Raw genomic sequence first — 18,418 nt, forward strand, 5'->3', positions numbered from 1 at the left:
ATTGAACACAACAAGTAATAGTATATTTTCCCTCAATGATTCATATGTGAAACAATTTCAAGACCATTTGTTAACTTGGTATAACGAGAACAAACGAACATTGCCTTGGAGAGAAAATCAAGATCCTTACCGTGTCTGGGTCTCTGAGATTATGCTTCAACAAACAAGAGTAGACACGGTCATTCCTTATTTTGAACGATTTACTCAACTGTTCCCAACACTGCAAGACCTTGCTTACGCGGATGAAGAAAAAGTCTTAAAAGCATGGGAGGGTCTAGGTTATTATTCCCGAGTTCGAAACTTACAAACCGCAGTAAAAGAAGTATGCGAATCTTATGGAGGAAAAGTACCGAATACGCCAAAAGAGATTGCTGCATTAAAGGGAGTTGGCCCTTATACAGCAGGAGCAGTCCTTAGTATTGCGTATGGTATTCCAGAGCCAGCAGTTGATGGTAATGTTATGCGTGTTTTATCCAGAATTCTCTTGATCGAAGAAGATATCAGCAAACCAAAAACGCGTGTACTTTTTGAAAAAGCAGTAAGAGAGCTGATCTCACACGAAGATCCATCTTCTTTCAATCAAGCATTAATGGAGCTAGGTGCACTAATATGTACGCCAAAATCACCAGCTTGCTTATTATGTCCGATGCGAGAATTATGCAGAGGATTTGAGAGTGGAAGACAAGCTGAACTTCCTGTAAAGTTAGGAAAAACAAAAATTCGTAAAGCGAAGATGACTGCAGGTATTTTGTTAAATCATGATGGGAAAATCCTCATTCACAAAAGACCATCTGAAGGATTACTTGCTAACATGTGGGAATTTCCGAACACTGAATATGTTGGGGAGCACAAAGATGCAGAGCTTGACGCATTGGTTGGATATGTACAAGAACAGACGAATTTTGGAGCGGTTGTCGAGGAAAAAGCAGGATACATTGAGCATGTGTTTTCTCACTTAAAATGGGAAATCCAAATATGGCAGGGGAAAATTGAAAGTGAAGATGATTTGGAACAGCTGCCTGCTGATTGGAAATGGGTCCGTATAGATGAACTTGAAAATTATCCATTTCCTGTCTCGCATCAAAAAATCATTCGGCTCATAAAGGAGGCGTTAATCGTATGAATTTAGATCTTGAAGGTAAAGTTGTACTTGTTACAGGCGGATCCAAAGGGATCGGTCAAGGTATCGCTCTTGCCTTTTTAGAGGAAGGTGCAAAAGTGGGAATCGTTGGCCGTAACTTGGCTGATCTCGAAGCTGCTCAAAAAGAAGGGATCGAAATTTTCCAGGGTGATGTAACGATTGCTGAGGATCGTGAACGAGTGATAAGTGAGTTTGTTACGAAATTTGGAACAATAGACGTCTTGGTTAACAATGCAGGTGGAAGCAATGGTTCTTCTGTTATGGAGACAAGTATGGAGCAGTTTGAAGAAGCTATGCATTTAAATTTTTTATCGGCAGTCGATCTGAGTAAGAGAGCGGCAGCGATAATGAGCGGGAAATCTGACGGCGGTGCTATTATTAATATTTCGTCTATTTTTGGCCGCGAATCGGGTGGTAAGCCCACGTACAATGCGAGCAAGGCAGCGATGATTTCCTTCACAAAGTCATTTGGTGACGAGATGATCAAAAAGGGTATTCGAGTAAACGGCGTTGCCCCTGGATCGATCTTGCATGAAACAGGAAATTGGAAGAAAAGATTGGAACAAGATCCAGACAAAATCAATTCGTTTGTGGAAGAACATATTTCTGCCGGACGATTCGGGACAGTAGAAGAAGTAGCCAACGTTGTGGTGTTTTTAGCTTCCAAAAAGGCATCATGGGTCGTTGGAAGTACGCTGAACGTAGATGGTGGACAGTCTTATAGTAATTTTTAGTACTGTTTGAATGAAACAAGCCCCTGCTGAGTGCAGAGGCTTTTTTTTTGCACGTCCAGCGGCTGTTAGGTACGCTGGACGTGCACCATACGAGCGTTGAGTCAGACTTCCCTTAAGTACTTACAATCAAAGCTTTATATCAGTCGTACTTAACCTCAGTCCCATGCGTCCAGTCAGCTTCATCTCGTTTCATACCGCCTCTTGCTTCGATCTCTTTAATGATTTCGCGGTGCAGGCTTGTGCCCTCTTCGTTTAAATAAGGAGCAACCTGCTGCAAGGAGTGGTGAAAATAAGCCAGTTCTGCATCTTTCCAATCGGTCTTACTCGTCATACTCAATTCGGTCATATCTCTTCCTACATACATGAGTCGTACCTCCTTTTTTAAGATTTAGTTATTCATTCATTTATCCCCTATATCTCCATGTTTTAATACTGGAAATATCTAATAAAAAAAGTGCTTATAAAAAAGCATGACCCCGGGTAAATTATATTTCGTGGAGGTGAAAAACATGGACAAACAACAAAAACAACAACAACAAGCTCGTCAAAAGCAACAAAACGCTCAACAACAACAAGCTGGTCAATCTTACGGGACTGAATTTGCTAGCGAAACTAACGCTCAAGAAGTTCGCCAACAAAACCAACAGTCTCAACAAGGTAAAAACCAACAACAAAATTAACCTCTATCCAGGAATGCTCCCTAATTACTAGGGAGCATTTTTTGGTTTCTCTTCATTTTTTTCTCTGAAATTCAAACGAAGTACATACGTTTTCTAAACAAGACCGATGGGAATACTAGTGACGAGTGGAATTATTTGAAAAAAGGCGCTTTTATGAAAAAAACAGGGACAAGTACATTTCCAAACTATTCTTAAAACGATATAATAAAGAAGAGAAAAAAAGCGTGTGTAATGAAAGAAAGTAATGATCGGGAATCAAAACATTGAAAAAAATGAAGAACGAGGTTTATTAATGGAGCTGGTGAATTACCGACAATTGGTTAAAGAGGAAGGAGAATTAACAATTCAATAGGTAACATTAGCTTCCGGACTCGGGCAGAAAGGAGAGAGAGATGAGTTTTCCTGCAACCGGAAGTATAATCAATATTCAAAGCTATAAGCATAACGGTTATCTTCATAGAAATTGGGAAGATACGGTTATTTTGAAAGGAACTCCTAGTCAGGTGATTTGCGGTAACGACCGGATTCTTGTTACTGAATCTGACGGGCGTCAATGGCGTACGAGGGAACCGGCCATTTGCTATTTTAACGCGAAGCAATGGTTTAACGTGATCGGAATGTTACGAGAAGACGGGATTTATTATTATTGCAACCTAGGCTCACCATTCATGTGGGACAAGGAAGCCTTGAAGTATATTGATTATGATCTTGATATAAAAGTATTTCCAGACGGAACTTATATCTTATTAGATGAAGATGAATATGAGCTGCACAAAAGAATGATGAGGTATCCGAGTCAGCTTGATACGATTATAAAGAAGAACCTTCAAGAATTAATCTTGATGGTCACACAAAAAAAGGGACCGTTCGAACCTGGATTTGTGGAACAATGGTATGAAAGATATTTAGAATTCCGATAAAAAGGAAAACCTGTTGAAGAGTCAACAGGTTATCCTTTTTTTATCTTTGGTTAACTTGGCGCTTGCCAAGTTTTCTTTTTATGAAGGAAAGAATGGTGAAATTGAAATGGATAGTATTAAACGTTATTTGATTTTCGTAAAACCGTACAAGTGGCAAATTTTCTGGACGATCGTAATTGGCTTAGCTAAATTCGGTATCCCGTTATTAACGCCTCTAATTTTAAAATATGTTGTAGATGACATCATTCAGGTCTCATTGCCGATAGATGAAAAGTTGAACAAACTTTACTGGCTCATGGGTGGGGCAGCACTCATATTTGTTGTGGTTCGTCCACCGATTGAGTATTGGAGACAGTATTATGCCCAATGGGTAGGAACAAAGGTTTTATATGACATTCGTGATAAGATGTTTGACCATATACAGCGCTTGAGCCTGCGTTTTTACTCGAACAACAAATCAGGTGAAGTGATTTCGAGAGTCATCCATGATGTTGAGCAAACAAAAACGTTTGTCATTACTGGTTTAATGAATGTATGGTTAGATATGGCGACGATTATTATTGCCGCTGCCATCATGTTCTCTATGGATTTCTGGCTGACGATCGTTGCCCTATCCATGCTGCCAGTCTACGGTTTCTCAGTAAAATTCTTTTATGCCCGGCTTCGTCAATTAACGAAAGACCGTTCGCAGGCTCTAGCTGAAGTACAAGGCCACCTGCATGAACGCGTTCAAGGTATGTCAGTGATCCGAAGTTTTGCACTAGAAGATCATGAGCAGGTACAGTTTGATAAACGAAACCGCAACTTCTTAGACCGTGCGATGGATCATACAAAATGGAACGCGAAAACATTCTCGGTCGTTAATACCGTAACAGATATTGCACCGCTTCTTGTCATTGGATTTGCTGCCTATCAAGGTATTCAAGGAAACATTACGATCGGTGCGCTAGTTGCATTTGTTGCGTATATGGATAGACTATATAACCCACTGAGACGACTAGTGAATTCATCTACAACACTGACACAATCGATCGCGTCTATGGACCGGATGTTTGAGTTTTTAGATGAGTCTTATGATATTGAAGATTCTCCAAATGCCAAGCCCTTAGAATCCGTAAAAGGGAAGCTTGATTTCGATAATGTATCGTTCACTTATAACGAGGAAGAAGCTGACGTGCTACATAATGTTTCCTTATCGGTCCGAGCAGGTGAAACGATTGCTCTAGTGGGGATGAGCGGAGGCGGCAAATCTTCGTTGATCAGTTTGATTCCTCGCTTTTACGACGTTTCAGAAGGAAGCATCAAGCTGGACGGAACGGATATCCGTGATTTTAAAGTGCGCTCTCTAAGAGACAACATCGGTATGGTTCTTCAAGATAATATTCTTTTTAGTGAATCCGTTCGAGCGAATATACTTATGGGTAATCCAGAGGCTTCTGATGAAGAGATGATTGCGGCTGCAAAAGCAGCTAATGCGCATGAATTTATAATGAGCTTACCTGAAGGTTATGACACGAAGATTGGTGAACGTGGGGTGAAGCTATCTGGCGGTCAGAAGCAGCGTGTGGCTATTTCGCGTGTCTTTTTAAAGAATCCACCGCTTCTTATTCTAGATGAAGCGACTTCCGCACTGGACCTTGAGAGTGAACATTTGATTCAAGAAGCTTTAGAAAAACTTGCAAAAGATCGAACAACGTTCATTGTGGCTCACCGACTTTCCACCATAACTCATGCGGATCGAATCATCGTGATCGATCATGGCAGAATCGTAGAGATCGGTAATCATAAGAAATTAATGGAAAAACAAGGTGCTTATTATGACCTTTTCATGGTTCAACAACTTAATTAAAATCGTCCAAGACCGGCAGAGATGCTGGTCTTTTTTCGTTTTAATGAAGATAGATATCATACGAAAGAACTACAACATAAGACGTGTTTGTCGATTATTCTGAAAATTAAATATTGTCAAATTGTCAGAGTAGTGTCATAATTCTCAACAGAGAAGTAATATTTCTAGGAAATTTGGCAGCTTAGAGAAAGGAGTGAGATCTCATGGGAAATCCAGTTCTAGAAGTGAAGAACTTAAGAACTTCTTTCCTTACAGACGATGGCGCAATCCCTGCTGTGGACGGTGTTGATTTCCACGTTAATCCTGGTGAAGTACTCGGGATCGTAGGAGAATCGGGCTGCGGTAAAAGTGTGACATCACTATCCGTAATGGGACTTGTACCTACACCGCCTGGGAAAATTGAAGGAGAGATTCTCTTTAAAGGTGAAAATCTTGCTTCAGCACCAGAAAGAAGGATGCGGCAAATTAGAGGCAATGAGATCGGGATGATCTTTCAGGAGCCGATGACAAGCTTGAACCCGGTTATCACGATCGGTGAGCAGCTTATTGAATCACTGCGCATACATAGAAAATGGTCCAAAAAAGAAGCGATGGGTAAAGCCATTGAGATGCTTAAGCTTGTAGGACTTCCACGAGCAGAAGAGCTTGTAAAAGAATACCCTCATCAATTATCAGGAGGTATGCGTCAGCGTGTCATGATCGCTATGGCTATGATCTGTGACCCTAAACTTCTGATAGCGGACGAGCCTACCACTGCTTTGGATGTTACGATTCAAGCCCAAATCTTAGACTTGATGAAACGATTAAACAAAGAAACAGACACCGCTATCATGATGATCACACATGATCTTGGTGTGGTAGCAGAGATGTGTGAGCGCGTCGTTGTTATGTACGCTGGAAAAGTGGTCGAAGAAGGTGAAGTGAAAACCATCTTCCAAAATCCGAAACACCCTTATACGGTAGGGTTGATCAGATCCGTACCAGACATGAGGGAGAAGGTCGGCCGTCTGTATTCTATTCCAGGAAACGTACCGAAACCCGGTTCGATCACCACCGGTTGTTCGTTCGCACCGCGTTGTGAGCATGCAGGAACAAGATGTATATCCGAAACTCCTCATCTTAAAACTCAAGAAGGCAGTCATCAAGTCAGATGCTGGCTTTACGAGGACGGGAAAGGAGTGAATCTGCATGAGTCAGACACAGCCATTAGTTAAAGTAGAAAATTTAAAGATGCACTTTCCAATCAAAGGCGGAATACTGAGCAAGACCGTTGGCGAAGTAAAGGCAGTAGACGGAATCTCTTTTCACATAAAAAAAGGAGAGACCCTAGGCCTCGTAGGAGAGAGCGGATGTGGTAAGTCCACGACAGGACGCATGCTCCTTAGACTTTTAGAACCAACAGAAGGAAAGATCTACTTTGAAGGCGAGGATATAACCAAACTATCTTCGAGTGAGATGAGAAAGAAACGCCGCGAAATGCAGATGGTGTTTCAAGATCCCTTTGCTTCCCTTAACCCGCGTCATACGGTTGAGAAAATTTTAGAAGAACCATTAATCGTTCATGGTGTAAAAGATAAAGCGGAACGAAAAAGACGGGTAAAAGAACTGCTTGAAGTTGTAGGACTCTCAAGCTGGCACGCGAAGCGATATCCTCATCAATTTTCTGGAGGACAAAGACAGCGTATCGGAATCGCACGTGCACTTGCCGTGAATCCGAAGCTCATTATTGCGGACGAGCCAGTATCCGCACTGGATGTTTCCATTCAATCTCAAGTACTGAACCTTTTACAAGATCTGCAGAAAGAGTTCGACCTTACGTATTTGTTTATCGCGCATGATCTTGGTGTAGTCCGCCATATCAGTGACCGAGTGGGAGTTATGTATTTGGGTCATATTGTAGAGCTTGCTGATAGTGAAAAGCTTTATGATGATCCGAAACATCCATATACACAAGCTCTTTTATCAGCTGTTCCGATTCCAGATGTAGAGCACCGTAAAGACCGAGTCATCCTGCAAGGAGATGTGCCGAGTCCATCAAATCCTCCTGCTGGTTGTCCATTTCACACACGTTGCCCTGCAGCGATGGATCATTGCGGAACCGTAAAGCCTGTTTTAAAAGAAGTTGCTGAAGGCCACTACGCTGCCTGCCATCTTTACGAATAACGGCAGACACGTACATATAAACAAAGGCATAACTAAAATGAGAACTGGGGGAAAGAAGATGAAGAAAAGTTTATTAACTTTATTTGCTTTAATGCTTGCTTTATCTCTTGCGTTAGCAGGGTGTTCATCAGGCGGGGATAGCAGCAAAGGTGGAGACGACGGTAAAGTCGATCCGAACAATGTCATGATCTACGGTCGTGGCGGAGATTCTGTTGCACTTGATCCAGCTATTGTTACTGATGGTGAGTCTTTTATCGTAACAGAGCAAATCTATGAGCCGCTTGTAAACTATGGAAAAGATAATACAGATATCGTTGAAGGTCTTGCTAAGAAATGGGAAGTTTCTGAAGATGGCTTGACATATACGTTTGAGCTTGAAGAAGGTGTTAAATTCCATGATGGCGAGAAGTTTAACGCTGATGCGGTTATCAAGAACTTTGAGCGTTGGGCTAAGAGTAAAGATGAAGAGAAGTTCTATTACTACAAATCTATGTTTGGTGGTTTCGAAGGTGACGAAGGTCACGTGATCGAAAGCATAAAAGCTGATGGTGAATATAAAGTTGTGTTTAAGCTTAAGCGCCCTCAAGCACCGTTCTTAAAGAACATTGCAATGAGCCCGTTTGCTATCGCAAGTCCTAAATCGTTAGATGGAGACAAGCTAAGCAAAGAGCCAGTTGGAACAGGTCCATTCAAATTCAAGAGCTGGAAGCCAAACGATACGATCGTTCTTGAGAAGAACGCTGACTATTGGGTAAAAGATCTTCCAAAACTTGATGGAGTAACATTTAAAGTAATCAAAGATAACTCTTCTCGTTTAAATGCGTTAACAAAAGGCGAGATCGATCTAATGGATGGTTTGAACCCATCTGATATGAAAAAAGTTCAAGATAACGGCAAACTTCAATTGTTTGAGCGTCCTTCTATGAACGTTGGTTACCTAGGATTTAACGTTGAAAAAGCTCCATTCGACAAGAAAGAAGTTCGTCAGGCGATCAGCCACTTGATCGATAAGCAAGCGATTATCGACAACTTCTTCGAAGGAACTGCAGAGCCGGCTAAAAACCCAATGCCACCTTCAATCAATGGTTATAACGATAGCATTCAAGACCGTGAGTTCGACGAAGCTAAAGCTAAAGAACTTTTAGCAAAAGCGGGTGTACCTGATGGATTCAAGATGGACCTTTGGGCAATGCCTGTAGCACGTCCATACATGCCAAATGGACAAAAAGTTGCTGAAGCAATCCAAGCGAACCTTGCAAAAGTTGGAATCGAAGCTAACATTGTAACGTTTGAGTGGGGTACGTACCTTGAAAAGACACGTAATGGTGAAGCACCGGTATTCATGCTAGGTTGGACTGGTGATAACGGAGATGCTGATAACTTCCTTTACACATTACTTGATAAAGACAACATCGGGTCTAACAACTATTCTCGTTACACGAATGAAGAAGTTCATAAGCTATTACTAGAAGCGCAATCTACTCCGGATGAAGATACGCGTGCTGAACTTTACAAAAAGGCACAAGAGATCATTCATGAAGATGCTCCTTGGGTACCGCTTGTTCACTCTAAACCGCAATTAGCAGGTGCTAGCAAGATTAAAGGATTTGTTCCTCATCCTACAGGTTCACAATCTTTTGGAGATACATCTTTCGAATAAAGTTTGGCGGGGAGTATGGAGCAGATCATCCTGCTCCCCTTTTTTTTGCACCATGAGAAAATATGTTAACTCGCAATCTTTACAGAAAGAGGTGACCAGATGTTTGCCTATACGATCAGACGGTTAGCAACACTAGTCCCGGTACTTTTAGGGATGACATTTATTGTTTTCATGATGATTCGTGCTATACCGGGGAACCCAGCACAGTTAATTTTAGGGCAACAGGCGACACAAGAAGCCATTGAAGGATTAACAAGAAGGCTTGGCTTGGACCAGCCCTGGTACACACAATTTTTTGCTTATATTAAAGGATTAATCACAGGAGATCTAGGTGTTTCTTTAAAGACCAATGTTCCGATCTCCGAGGAAATCTGGCCGTATTTAGCAGCAACAATGGAATTAGCCTTTATTGCAATGATTATTGCAATCGTAGTAGGAGTGAATGCAGGAATCATTTCTGCATGGTTTCAAAATTCGTGGTTTGATTATTCAGCCATGGTACTCGCACTGATCGGTGTATCAATGCCTATTTTCTGGCTGGGGTTGATGGAACAGTATGTGTTCTCCATCCAATTAGACTTATTGCCTACTACAGGGCGAGATAATATTCGTGTTCCGGTTGATCCGATTACACACTTATATCTAATTGATACACTCATTCAGGGTAGGTTCGACCAATTCACTGAAGTAATCCGCCATCTCATTCTGCCAGGTGTTGCACTAGGTACAATCCCTATGGCAATCATCGCAAGGATGACGCGATCTAGTATGCTTGAGGTCATGCGTTCAGATTATATTCGTACAGCTCGTGCAAAAGGAATGAAAATGTTTTGGGTGGTGTACAAGCATTCTTTGAAAAACGCAATGATTCCAGTTGTTACAGTTATCGGATTGCAAACAGGACTTTTACTAGGAGGAGCAATCTTAACTGAAACAATCTTTGGATGGCCTGGGATTGGAACTTATATCTATGATGCAATCTCGTTCCGTGATTACCCTGTCATTCAATCAGGTATCCTTGTTGTCGCTACCATTTTTGTATTAATAAATCTTCTCGTAGATCTGCTGTATGCAGCAATCGATCCGAGAATTAAATTTAAATAAGGAGGAATAAGAGCATGTCAGAACAACTAGCTAAATCAACACCTCCAATAGTTCCGCAGCATGTGCCAGCTCCAGTTGAAGACAAAGTTATTTCTCCTTGGAAAGAAGCATGGAGGAATTTTAAGAAGAACAAAATCGCTCTTGTTGGTCTATCTATCGTTTCGTTTTTTATCATTCTAGCTATATTTGCTGATCTAGTAGCTCCCTACCATTATAGGGATGGAAATTTGGCAGATAAACATATTTCACCTTCTGCTGAACACTGGTTTGGTACCGATGAATTCGGTCGAGATATTTTAAGTAGAATCATCTACGGCGCACGAATTTCCCTATGGGTAGGTTTCTTTTCAGTAGCAGGATCAGTGATCATAGGTTCACTATTAGGTATCATAGCTGGTTATTATGGAAAATGGATTGACGGCATCATATCCCGCATATTTGATATTTTGCTCGCATTTCCAAGTATCCTACTTGCCATTGCAGTAGTATCTGTACTTGGGCCATCATTAAAAAACGCGTTGATCGCGATTGCCATCATTAATATTCCAACGTTCGGAAGGCTATTACGATCCAGGGTACTAAGTGTAAAGGAAGAAGAATATATAACTGCCGCACGAGCTATAGGTATGAGTGATTTCAGGATATTAATCCATCACATCTTGCCGAACAGCTTAGCTCCCATTATCGTTCAAGGAACACTTGCGATAGCGGCAGCTATCATTGAAGCAGCTGCTCTCGGATTCCTAGGAATGGGTGCACAGCCACCAACTCCAGAGTGGGGTAAGATGCTCGCAGATTCAAAAGACTTTATCATTCAAGCGCCATGGACCGTATTATTCCCAGGCTTAGCGATTATGCTCACCGTACTCGGATTCAACCTGATGGGTGACGGTCTGCGTGACGCATTAGATCCACGAATGAAGAGCTAGAGATTAGTTGTAGATGAGGAGGCTTGGCTTTGGCCAGTCTTCTTTTTTTATGTGGTTTTTTCTAGGAGTGGGGTTAGGTTATAGAGTCTTGTTCGATTTGTACCTATTGAGGGTAGATTTAACGAACGTAGAAGGTGGTAGGCTTGGCTGCTCGATTGTAAATTTAAATACCATGCAAACTCATAATTTGATATGTGATTTGATATTAATAGTGCGTAATCTTGAAGAGCTTCAATGTGCGCAGTTTTTGATGAAGTATTACAAGTAGAACAATGCCATTTCCCCCAAGTGTAGTTCATGATGGAGTGAGGACAAGTTGGACAAAAAACTCCTTTTGAGAGCTCATTCTTATTTACTTGGAAAAGCTCACAAATATCTGGATCGTACGAAGAGCTTAACTTGAGGAGAAGTTTTGCTAGTTTTTTAACTTGTTTTTGAGTAATAACCGCATTTGGATATTTCTGTAACAGAGTTTCATACTTTTGCTGTAAACTCGAACTCTTAATCACTTTTTCATTAGCTTCTTGGTAACCTGATGCCGCTTCAATAATTGCAGCAGGATGAGTCATAACGACCAGTGTTTCAATAGGTATTAAATGAAGCTTATGTTGTTCTAATACTCTAGTAAGATGAATTTTTTGGCGAGACACTTGATCGATTGGATTTGGGAATGCCTCTTCTTTTCCAGCGTATGTTCGAATGAATTGAAAGAATTGGTCTTCAAAATAAAGATGACCAGCCATATATTTGATCTCAAGGATTGTAATGAAACTCGGTGTAATAAGAAGAGTATCCATTTGAAAAAAATATTCACCGTCTAATATTCGAAGACCATGTAAGTAAAGTATATCCTTAGGCAGATAACGATAAAAGTATTCGAGCGACTGCTCGCCTTTAAAGCCTGATGAATGATTCCGCAACAAATCCTGAAATTCTTGTTTCTTAAAATGATTGGGTGGAATTCTTTTAACCAATTTAGATAATTTGGTAATAAAAATGGGTGCTTTTCTTTCTTTTTTCAAATGGAACGCCTCCTACTATTTTTGTTAGGATCATGGAACTCCATTTTGCCGCATTCTTACGTTTGGTTCAAAGACCAAGATACCTAATATCACATTGAAAACCAGTTCAATCCACAAATTTCACCTATGAATCCACAAGAAATAGTGTTTAATCCACGAGTTTTATCCTTGAATCCTAAAGTTTTCGTGGTTTATCCACGAGTCTACAATCCTAGACATATTTCGACAGAGGCGTAACGAGCATTACCCAGCCACGATTGGTTTAACCACCACAAACAACAAAAAAACCAGCCCTCAAAATCAAAAAGGGCTGGCTTCCAATTCATAATTTTAATCCTCAAACCGCTGATCCAACTGAACTTCACTGTCTTCCTGGTGGTAGTTCTTAAAGCTTTCTACCAATGTGTTCAAATGCTCCAATTGGTCTGCGTAATCTATAATCAGTGCGAAGACGGGGAACAATTCGATCCAATCTTCGTTCTCTGGATTTTTGTAATAGCTCATGATACAGGTCATGAGTGCTTTTTTGTTGATGGCCTCATCCATATCGAGTGTATGCTGCGCACGAATTTTGTCCGTGTATTTCAACAACATCTGTTCGTGGAAGTTGGTCAAGCCATCCAGTTTTAATTGAATCAGTTCTTGAAGAGGTTCCGGCATGTTGTTCAACTCATTTTCATGACGGTGAAGGCTCTTCAACAGTTCGAGTGCTTTGTTTGTTGTTTGAATCATCTGGCGGTAAAGAACCAGCTTACGTGTTTTCGTATACTTATTGCTTCTAAAATACGTACGTTCTTCTTTATACAATAAGTAATATTGATCCATCTTAAAGCGGTTTTCTTTTAAGCGTGGCAGATCCTCTTTTAGAGCACTATGTTCTGTAGCATGACGGGTAATCATGCGAATCCATTTTATGATTTCGTCCGTGTGATCGGATATTTTATAATACAGCTTTGTTTCGTATTTAGGTGGCATGAATACCAGGTTAACTAAGAACGCTGATAATACGCCGAGCATGATCAATAAGAAACGATCGATCGCAAAACCGATAAAGTTCTCGGTATGGCTCTCCATGATTACGATTACGGTAACGATGGATAACGGAATCGTTTTCTCAATCTTCATCTTTAAGTTCGCTGCGATAACAAGTACGACAACGAATCCGATAACAAATGGGTTATTGCCTAATAAAATAACAAAAATAATAGCAAAAAGGGCACCAACCACGTTACCTTGAACTTGTTCTAAAATGGTTTGATACGATCTATAGATGGATGGCTGGATCGCAAATGTAGCGGCAATCGCGGCAAAGGCTGGTTGCTCCAATTGAAACAACATCGCTAAATAGATCGATAAAGAAATGGCTAAACCCGTTTTAATCATTCGGGCTCCTAGTTTCATAACTGCGATAATTCCTTTCTCATAAAAAATGTTAATAATCTCAAACACTATAAACTGTTTCGTCCTTTTAATCAAGTAAATATCTGTTAACAAATTGTGAAAAGTACACACCTATATACCTTATGAAAATCAAACACCCTCTATTACAGGTTTTCCCTTAAATCAAAAAAAGAATCCGTGCGATGACGGATTCTTTCGTTTACCTATAAAACTTATAGTGAGCTGAATGCTCTCCCAGCTGCTTCGATCGTTGCGCGAACGTCTTCTTCGGTGTGTGCAGTTGTTAAGAACATCGCTTCGTATTTAGATGGAGCGAGATTGATTCCTTCATGAAGCATGTGTTTGAAGTATCTTCCGAAAATCTCACCATCTGTTGCTTCTGCTTGTACATAGTTCTCGATTTTTTCATCGGAAAAATAGAGCGTTAAAGCACCTTTCAAGCGGTTAATCGTAACGGATACACCATATTTCTCGGCTTGTTCTAGCAAACCTTTTTCAAGGATCGCACCCAAGCGGTCCATTTCCTCGTAAACGCCTTCTTGTTTTAACACTTCTAAACAAGCAATACCCGCTGAGATTGACGCTGGGTTACCTGCCATCGTTCCTGCTTGGTACGCAGGTCCGAGTGGTGCTACTTTTTCCATGATCTCTTGTTTACCGCCATATGCGCCGATCGGCAGACCGCCACCGATAATCTTTCCGAGCGCTGTCATGTCAGGTTTTACACCTAAAAGATCTTGTGCGCCTCCATACATAAAACGGAAAGCGGTAATCACTTCGTCATAGATTACAAGTGCACCTTGCTCATGAGTAATGTCGTTAACAGCTTGCAAGAAGCCTTCTTTCGGTTCAACGATCCCAAAGTTTCCAACGATCGGTTCCACTAAAACAGCAGCGATCTGATCTCCCCATTTATCCATCGCCTCGCGGTAAGCGTCAACATCATTAAATGGAACAGTGATGACTTCTTGCGCAATTGATTTTGGAACACCAGCTGAGTCGGGTGTACCTAATGTAGAGGGACCAGAGCCGGCTGCGACTAAGACTAGATCGGAATGGCCGTGATAGCAGCCAGCGAATTTGATGATCTTATCGCGACCTGTGTAAGCACGGGCAACGCGGATTGTTGTCATAACCGCCTCAGTTCCAGAGTTTACGAAACGAACTTTATCCATAGCAGGCATCGCTTCTTTTAACATCTTCGCGAATTTTACTTCAAGAGAAGTAGGGGTTCCGTAAAGGACACCATTTTCTGCGGCTTTCACGATCGCCTTTGTGATATGTGGATGAGCATGTCCGGTAATAATAGGACCATAAGCAGCTAGATAATCGATGTAACGATTACCGTCTTCATCCCAAAAGTATGCGCCTTGTGCGCGTTCCATAAATACAGGTGCACCACCGCCAACTGCTTTAAAAGAACGGGACGGACTGTTTACACCGCCAACAATATGTAGAAGCGCTTCATCATATAGAGCTTCAGATTTCGTGTGATTCATCTATAAATACCTCCTGTAAACGATACGTCAGTTAAGTTCAATACATATTGTAGCATGAATAAGCGCGAGGAACAGGGATGAGAAACTATGACAGAGTAGTCTTAACTATTTGAGTTTATGAACGGGATTGGAGTAAACTATTCGAGTGCCTTGAGTTTCTCTATTAAGAAACTCTAAATTTTGCAATGTATAATTAGGGCCTTACATTGCTTTGAATTGGTTTTTCTAAGAAAGGTTACTTTCTTTTTTGATACTTTCTTCATTGATTAGTTGATTGGAGCGGAAGGTGCGAGACTCCTGTGGGACAAGCGGTCAGTTTTAAATGTGAAAGTGGGTCGTTCAGCCCCGACCAGCAAAAGTTGAATGGGCTAGCAAGGCGTACTTTGCCTTCTTGACCGTTTAACTTTTGACCTCGAGGGGCTAGCCACTGTAGCTGGTCAGGTGAGACACTTAAGGGCGCAAAGCGGCAAGTGGCTCACCGCCTGCCCCACGGAAAGCGAAGCACCTGAAGCGCAGATCAACCACTTTATAACGAAAAAATTTACGGAGGCATTCTTATGCAGAACATAATAGATGTGCAAGGTTTAAAAAAAGAATTTAAATCCTTCTCCAGCCGATCAGGTCTGAAGGGGGCGTTTCGTGATCTTTTTACACGAAACTATACGATCAAGACAGCAGTGGATGACATCTCTTTTACGATAAAAAGAGGAGAGATGGTCGGTTATATCGGAGAGAACGGTGCGGGTAAATCGACTTCCATAAAAATGCTGACAGGAATCCTTACACCGACTGACGGAAAGATTGTCGTTAACGGTATGAATCCGCATAAAGAGCGAGAGAAGTTTGTAAAAACAATTGGCGTCGTCTTCGGACAAAGATCGCAGTTATGGTGGGATATCGCTGTTCAAGAGTCATTCAGATTATTGAAAAAGATCTACAATGTGCCGGATCAACAGTATGAAGAGCATATGAAAGATGTGATTGAAACGCTTGATATCGGACCGTTGCTTGATAAACCGGTTCGAAAGCTTTCACTCGGACAACGCATGCGCTGTGAACTGGCGGCAGCACTTATTCATAATCCGCCGCTATTGTTTCTGGACGAGCCGACGATCGGACTTGATGTGCTCGTAAAGTTGAAGATTCGTGAGTTTTTAAAAAGAATCAACGAGAAATACGGGACGACGATCCTTTTAACAACGCATGACCTTTCTGATATTGAAGCGCTTTGTGAACGAGTGGTTATGCTTGATGAAGGTAAAATCATCTATGATGGACCGCTAAAAGAGCTTCGTGAAAATTGGGCAGAAGGAAAACAGATTCAGTTTCAGTTTAGTGAAGAAGCGACGTTGGAAGAGTTGCAGCATCTTACACAAGAACATCTTGTGGTTTGGGAAAAAGGCGAGAGTGACCTGGTATGGGTTGCTTCTGTTGATGCTGACGAGACCGTAATTTCAGGTGTGATCGGAAAAGTGACTGCAGCTAAAAAGATTGCTGACTTGAAGATTCTTGAGATCTCAACAGAAGAGATCATCCGAAATATTTATGTTGAAGGTGCTGTTCGTCATGGGTAAGTATATCGAGATGATTCGCATCCGTTTTCTAATGATGCTTGCATACCGAACGAACTATTACAGCGGAATACTCATTTACAGCATTAATATAGGAGCTTATTACTTTCTATGGAGTGCCATCTATGGAGGAAAAGAGAACATACAAGGTCTTTCTATCACTCAGATGACAACGTATATAGCTGTGGCGTGGATGGCTCGGGCCTTTTATTTTAACAACATCGACCGAGAGATTGCGATGGAGATTAAAGAAGGAAAAGTAGCCGTAGAGATGGTTCGTCCTTATCCGTATTTAAACATGAAGATGATGCAAGGATTAGGTGAGGGGATTTTCCGACTTTTATTCTTCTCTGTTCCTGGAATGATTATCGTTGCGCTCGTGTTTCCTATTGAGCTCTCCACGAATGCAAGTACATGGTTGTTATTTTTCCTATCGATCACGTTCAGCTTTATCATTAACACACAGATCAATTTGTTAGCTGGAATCGCAACCTTCTTCTTATTTAATAATGATGGATTGATTCGGGCGAAACGCGTTGTGATCGATTTGTTTTCTGGACTCATCTTACCGCTTAGTTTCTATCCGATGTGGGCTCAAAACGTGATGAGCTACTTGCCGTTTCAAGGGATCAGCTATATCCCGAGTATGATTTTTACGGAAGGGTTTAAAGGTTCGCAAATTTATGAAGCCCTTCTTAACCAAGCAATATGGTCGCTGCTCCTGATCATTCCCGTGTATGGTCTTTGGATCTTGGCGAAGCGCCAGCTTGTGGTCCAAGGGGGTTAATAGCAGATGGAGTATATTTCAATCTTTTTTCAATATGTCGGACAATATTTAAAAACAAGGCTTACGTATCGTGCTGATATGATAGTCGAAATCTTTTCAGATCTATTATTTCAAGCGGTAAATCTCGTTTTTATCCTCGTCGTATTCGGCCATACGAATCTTCTTGCAGGATGGAGCAAGGATGAGATGATCTTCATTTACGGATTCTTCTTAGTTCCATTTTCAATCTTTGCTTCTTTCTTTAATATTTGGGATTTTACAGACAGATACATTGTTAAAGGTGAGATGGATCGAATCTTAACAAGACCTGTTCATAGTCTATTTCAAATTGTACTGGAACGAATGGAGCTAGAATCGCTTTTCGGTGTAGTAACAGGATTAGTGGTCATGTTCTATGCAGGTGATAAGCTGGGTCTGGAGATCAGCTGGTACGATCCATTCATCTTCATTCTGTTAGTAATAGGCGGAGCACTCGTGTATGCAGGTATTTTTATTGCACTTGCAACCATCGGGTTCTGGTCTGATTCGAGAACAGATATAATGCCGATGATGTACAACATCGGAAACTACGGAAGATATCCGGTTGATATTTATAACAAAGTGATCAAGTATGTGTTAACGTGGATCCTTCCGTTCGCGTTTGTTGGTGTATATCCATCTTCGTATTTTTTAGAACGTGAAGAGTGGTATACGTATGCATTCTTAACACCAGTTGTGGGAATCGTGTTTTTCTTAATCGCTGTAACGTTATGGAACGTCGGAGTGACAAAGTATAGAGGCGCTGGTAACTAAAGAGCGCTGGCTCTATTGTCGAAAATCGGATAAATAAATTTATATACGTAATTAATAGAGATTACTACGGATAAAAAAGAGTTTACTACGTAAAAAAAGCGAATTACTACGGAATTATAGAGTTGTTTTGACGTTTGACCTGGAATTTGATCGAGAAGTGGATCCT

General features: G+C 41.1%; 17 protein-coding genes. 13 read left to right on the forward strand and 4 right to left on the reverse strand.

Annotation, left to right across the window (positions count from 1 at the left end; translation table 11 throughout):
* Position 1 precedes the first annotated feature (1 nt).
* Positions 2 to 1,123, forward strand: coding sequence for an A/G-specific adenine glycosylase (mutY, locus tag ACNJYY_RS03310; protein ID WP_416730558.1), 1,122 nt, complete (start codon positions 2 to 4; stop codon positions 1,121 to 1,123).
* Entirely contained in the window at positions 1,120 to 1,875 is a 756-nt protein-coding gene (locus ACNJYY_RS03315; protein ID WP_416730559.1) for an SDR family NAD(P)-dependent oxidoreductase, read from the forward strand. Before mutY ends, ACNJYY_RS03315 begins: the two co-directional genes overlap by 4 nt.
* Positions 1,876 to 2,014: 139 nt before the next feature.
* On the opposite strand, the gene ACNJYY_RS03320 is transcribed toward ACNJYY_RS03315, so the two are convergent.
* Positions 2,015 to 2,239, reverse strand: coding sequence for a hypothetical protein (locus ACNJYY_RS03320; RefSeq protein ID WP_144703871.1), 225 nt, complete (start codon positions 2,237 to 2,239; stop codon positions 2,015 to 2,017).
* A gap of 145 nt (positions 2,240 to 2,384) precedes the next feature.
* Between ACNJYY_RS03320 and ACNJYY_RS03325 the strand changes: the two genes are divergently transcribed.
* The 8 genes from ACNJYY_RS03325 to ACNJYY_RS03360 all read left to right on the forward strand — a co-directional run bounded on the left by ACNJYY_RS03325 (position 2,385) and on the right by ACNJYY_RS03360 (position 11,180).
* Entirely contained in the window at positions 2,385 to 2,555 is a 171-nt protein-coding gene (locus tag ACNJYY_RS03325; RefSeq protein WP_416730560.1) for a gamma-type small acid-soluble spore protein, read from the forward strand.
* A 392-nt stretch (positions 2,556 to 2,947) separates the two neighbouring features.
* Complete coding sequence (locus ACNJYY_RS03330) at positions 2,948 to 3,475, forward strand: DUF402 domain-containing protein (RefSeq protein ID WP_416730561.1); 528 nt, start codon at positions 2,948 to 2,950, stop codon at positions 3,473 to 3,475.
* 106 nt (positions 3,476 to 3,581) lie between these two features.
* Entirely contained in the window at positions 3,582 to 5,324 is a 1,743-nt protein-coding gene (locus tag ACNJYY_RS03335; protein ID WP_416730562.1) for an ABC transporter ATP-binding protein, read from the forward strand.
* A 203-nt stretch (positions 5,325 to 5,527) separates the two neighbouring features.
* Positions 5,528 to 6,538, forward strand: coding sequence for an ABC transporter ATP-binding protein (locus ACNJYY_RS03340; protein ID WP_144703866.1), 1,011 nt, complete (start codon positions 5,528 to 5,530; stop codon positions 6,536 to 6,538).
* Positions 6,513 to 7,487 (forward strand): ABC transporter ATP-binding protein, encoded by a 975-nt coding sequence (locus ACNJYY_RS03345; protein WP_197223016.1) that lies wholly within the window; start codon positions 6,513 to 6,515, stop codon positions 7,485 to 7,487. The genes ACNJYY_RS03340 and ACNJYY_RS03345 overlap by 26 nt, the downstream gene beginning before the upstream one ends.
* Before the next feature lie 58 nt (positions 7,488 to 7,545).
* Positions 7,546 to 9,147: an ABC transporter substrate-binding protein gene (locus tag ACNJYY_RS03350; protein WP_416730563.1), complete on the forward strand. Its 1,602-nt coding sequence runs from the start codon at positions 7,546 to 7,548 to the stop codon at positions 9,145 to 9,147.
* A gap of 99 nt (positions 9,148 to 9,246) precedes the next feature.
* Entirely contained in the window at positions 9,247 to 10,251 is a 1,005-nt protein-coding gene (locus tag ACNJYY_RS03355; protein WP_144703857.1) for an ABC transporter permease, read from the forward strand.
* A 14-nt stretch (positions 10,252 to 10,265) separates the two neighbouring features.
* Positions 10,266 to 11,180 carry an ABC transporter permease gene (locus tag ACNJYY_RS03360; RefSeq protein ID WP_416730564.1) on the forward strand — a complete coding sequence of 305 codons (915 nt, stop codon included), beginning with the start codon at positions 10,266 to 10,268 and terminating at the stop codon, positions 11,178 to 11,180.
* 47 nt (positions 11,181 to 11,227) lie between these two features.
* Here the strand turns inward: ACNJYY_RS03360 and ACNJYY_RS03365 are convergent, their stop codons facing one another.
* The 3 genes from ACNJYY_RS03365 to ACNJYY_RS03375 form a co-directional block, all read right to left on the reverse strand.
* Positions 11,228 to 12,202: a nuclease-related domain-containing protein gene (locus ACNJYY_RS03365; RefSeq protein ID WP_416730565.1), complete on the reverse strand. Its 975-nt coding sequence runs from the start codon at positions 12,200 to 12,202 to the stop codon at positions 11,228 to 11,230.
* A gap of 330 nt (positions 12,203 to 12,532) precedes the next feature.
* The gene (locus ACNJYY_RS03370) at positions 12,533 to 13,603 is read right to left on the reverse strand and encodes an FUSC family protein (RefSeq protein ID WP_416730566.1); all 1,071 of its coding nucleotides are present in this window, start codon (positions 13,601 to 13,603) and stop codon (positions 12,533 to 12,535) included.
* Positions 13,604 to 13,815: 212 nt separating this feature from the next.
* A complete protein-coding gene (locus ACNJYY_RS03375; protein ID WP_416730567.1) occupies positions 13,816 to 15,102 on the reverse strand; it encodes a glutamate-1-semialdehyde 2,1-aminomutase in 1,287 nt (428 codons plus the stop codon).
* A gap of 557 nt (positions 15,103 to 15,659) precedes the next feature.
* On the opposite strand from ACNJYY_RS03375, the gene ACNJYY_RS03380 reads away from it, so the two are divergent.
* The 3 genes from ACNJYY_RS03380 to ACNJYY_RS03390 are packed head-to-tail and all read left to right on the forward strand — an operon-like array spanning position 15,660 to position 18,252.
* A complete protein-coding gene (locus tag ACNJYY_RS03380) occupies positions 15,660 to 16,676 on the forward strand; it encodes an ABC transporter ATP-binding protein (protein ID WP_416730568.1) in 1,017 nt (338 codons plus the stop codon).
* Positions 16,669 to 17,460 carry an ABC transporter permease gene (locus tag ACNJYY_RS03385; RefSeq protein ID WP_144703842.1) on the forward strand — a complete coding sequence of 264 codons (792 nt, stop codon included), beginning with the start codon at positions 16,669 to 16,671 and terminating at the stop codon, positions 17,458 to 17,460. The genes ACNJYY_RS03380 and ACNJYY_RS03385 overlap by 8 nt, the downstream gene beginning before the upstream one ends.
* A gap of 6 nt (positions 17,461 to 17,466) precedes the next feature.
* Positions 17,467 to 18,252, forward strand: a complete 786-nt coding sequence (locus ACNJYY_RS03390) for an ABC transporter permease (protein WP_191755535.1) — start codon at positions 17,467 to 17,469, stop codon at positions 18,250 to 18,252.
* Positions 18,253 to 18,418 lie beyond the last annotated feature (166 nt).

The organism is Fictibacillus tiangongensis (genome assembly GCF_048083785.1).
Taxonomy (GTDB): domain Bacteria; phylum Bacillota; class Bacilli; order Bacillales; family Fictibacillaceae; genus Fictibacillus.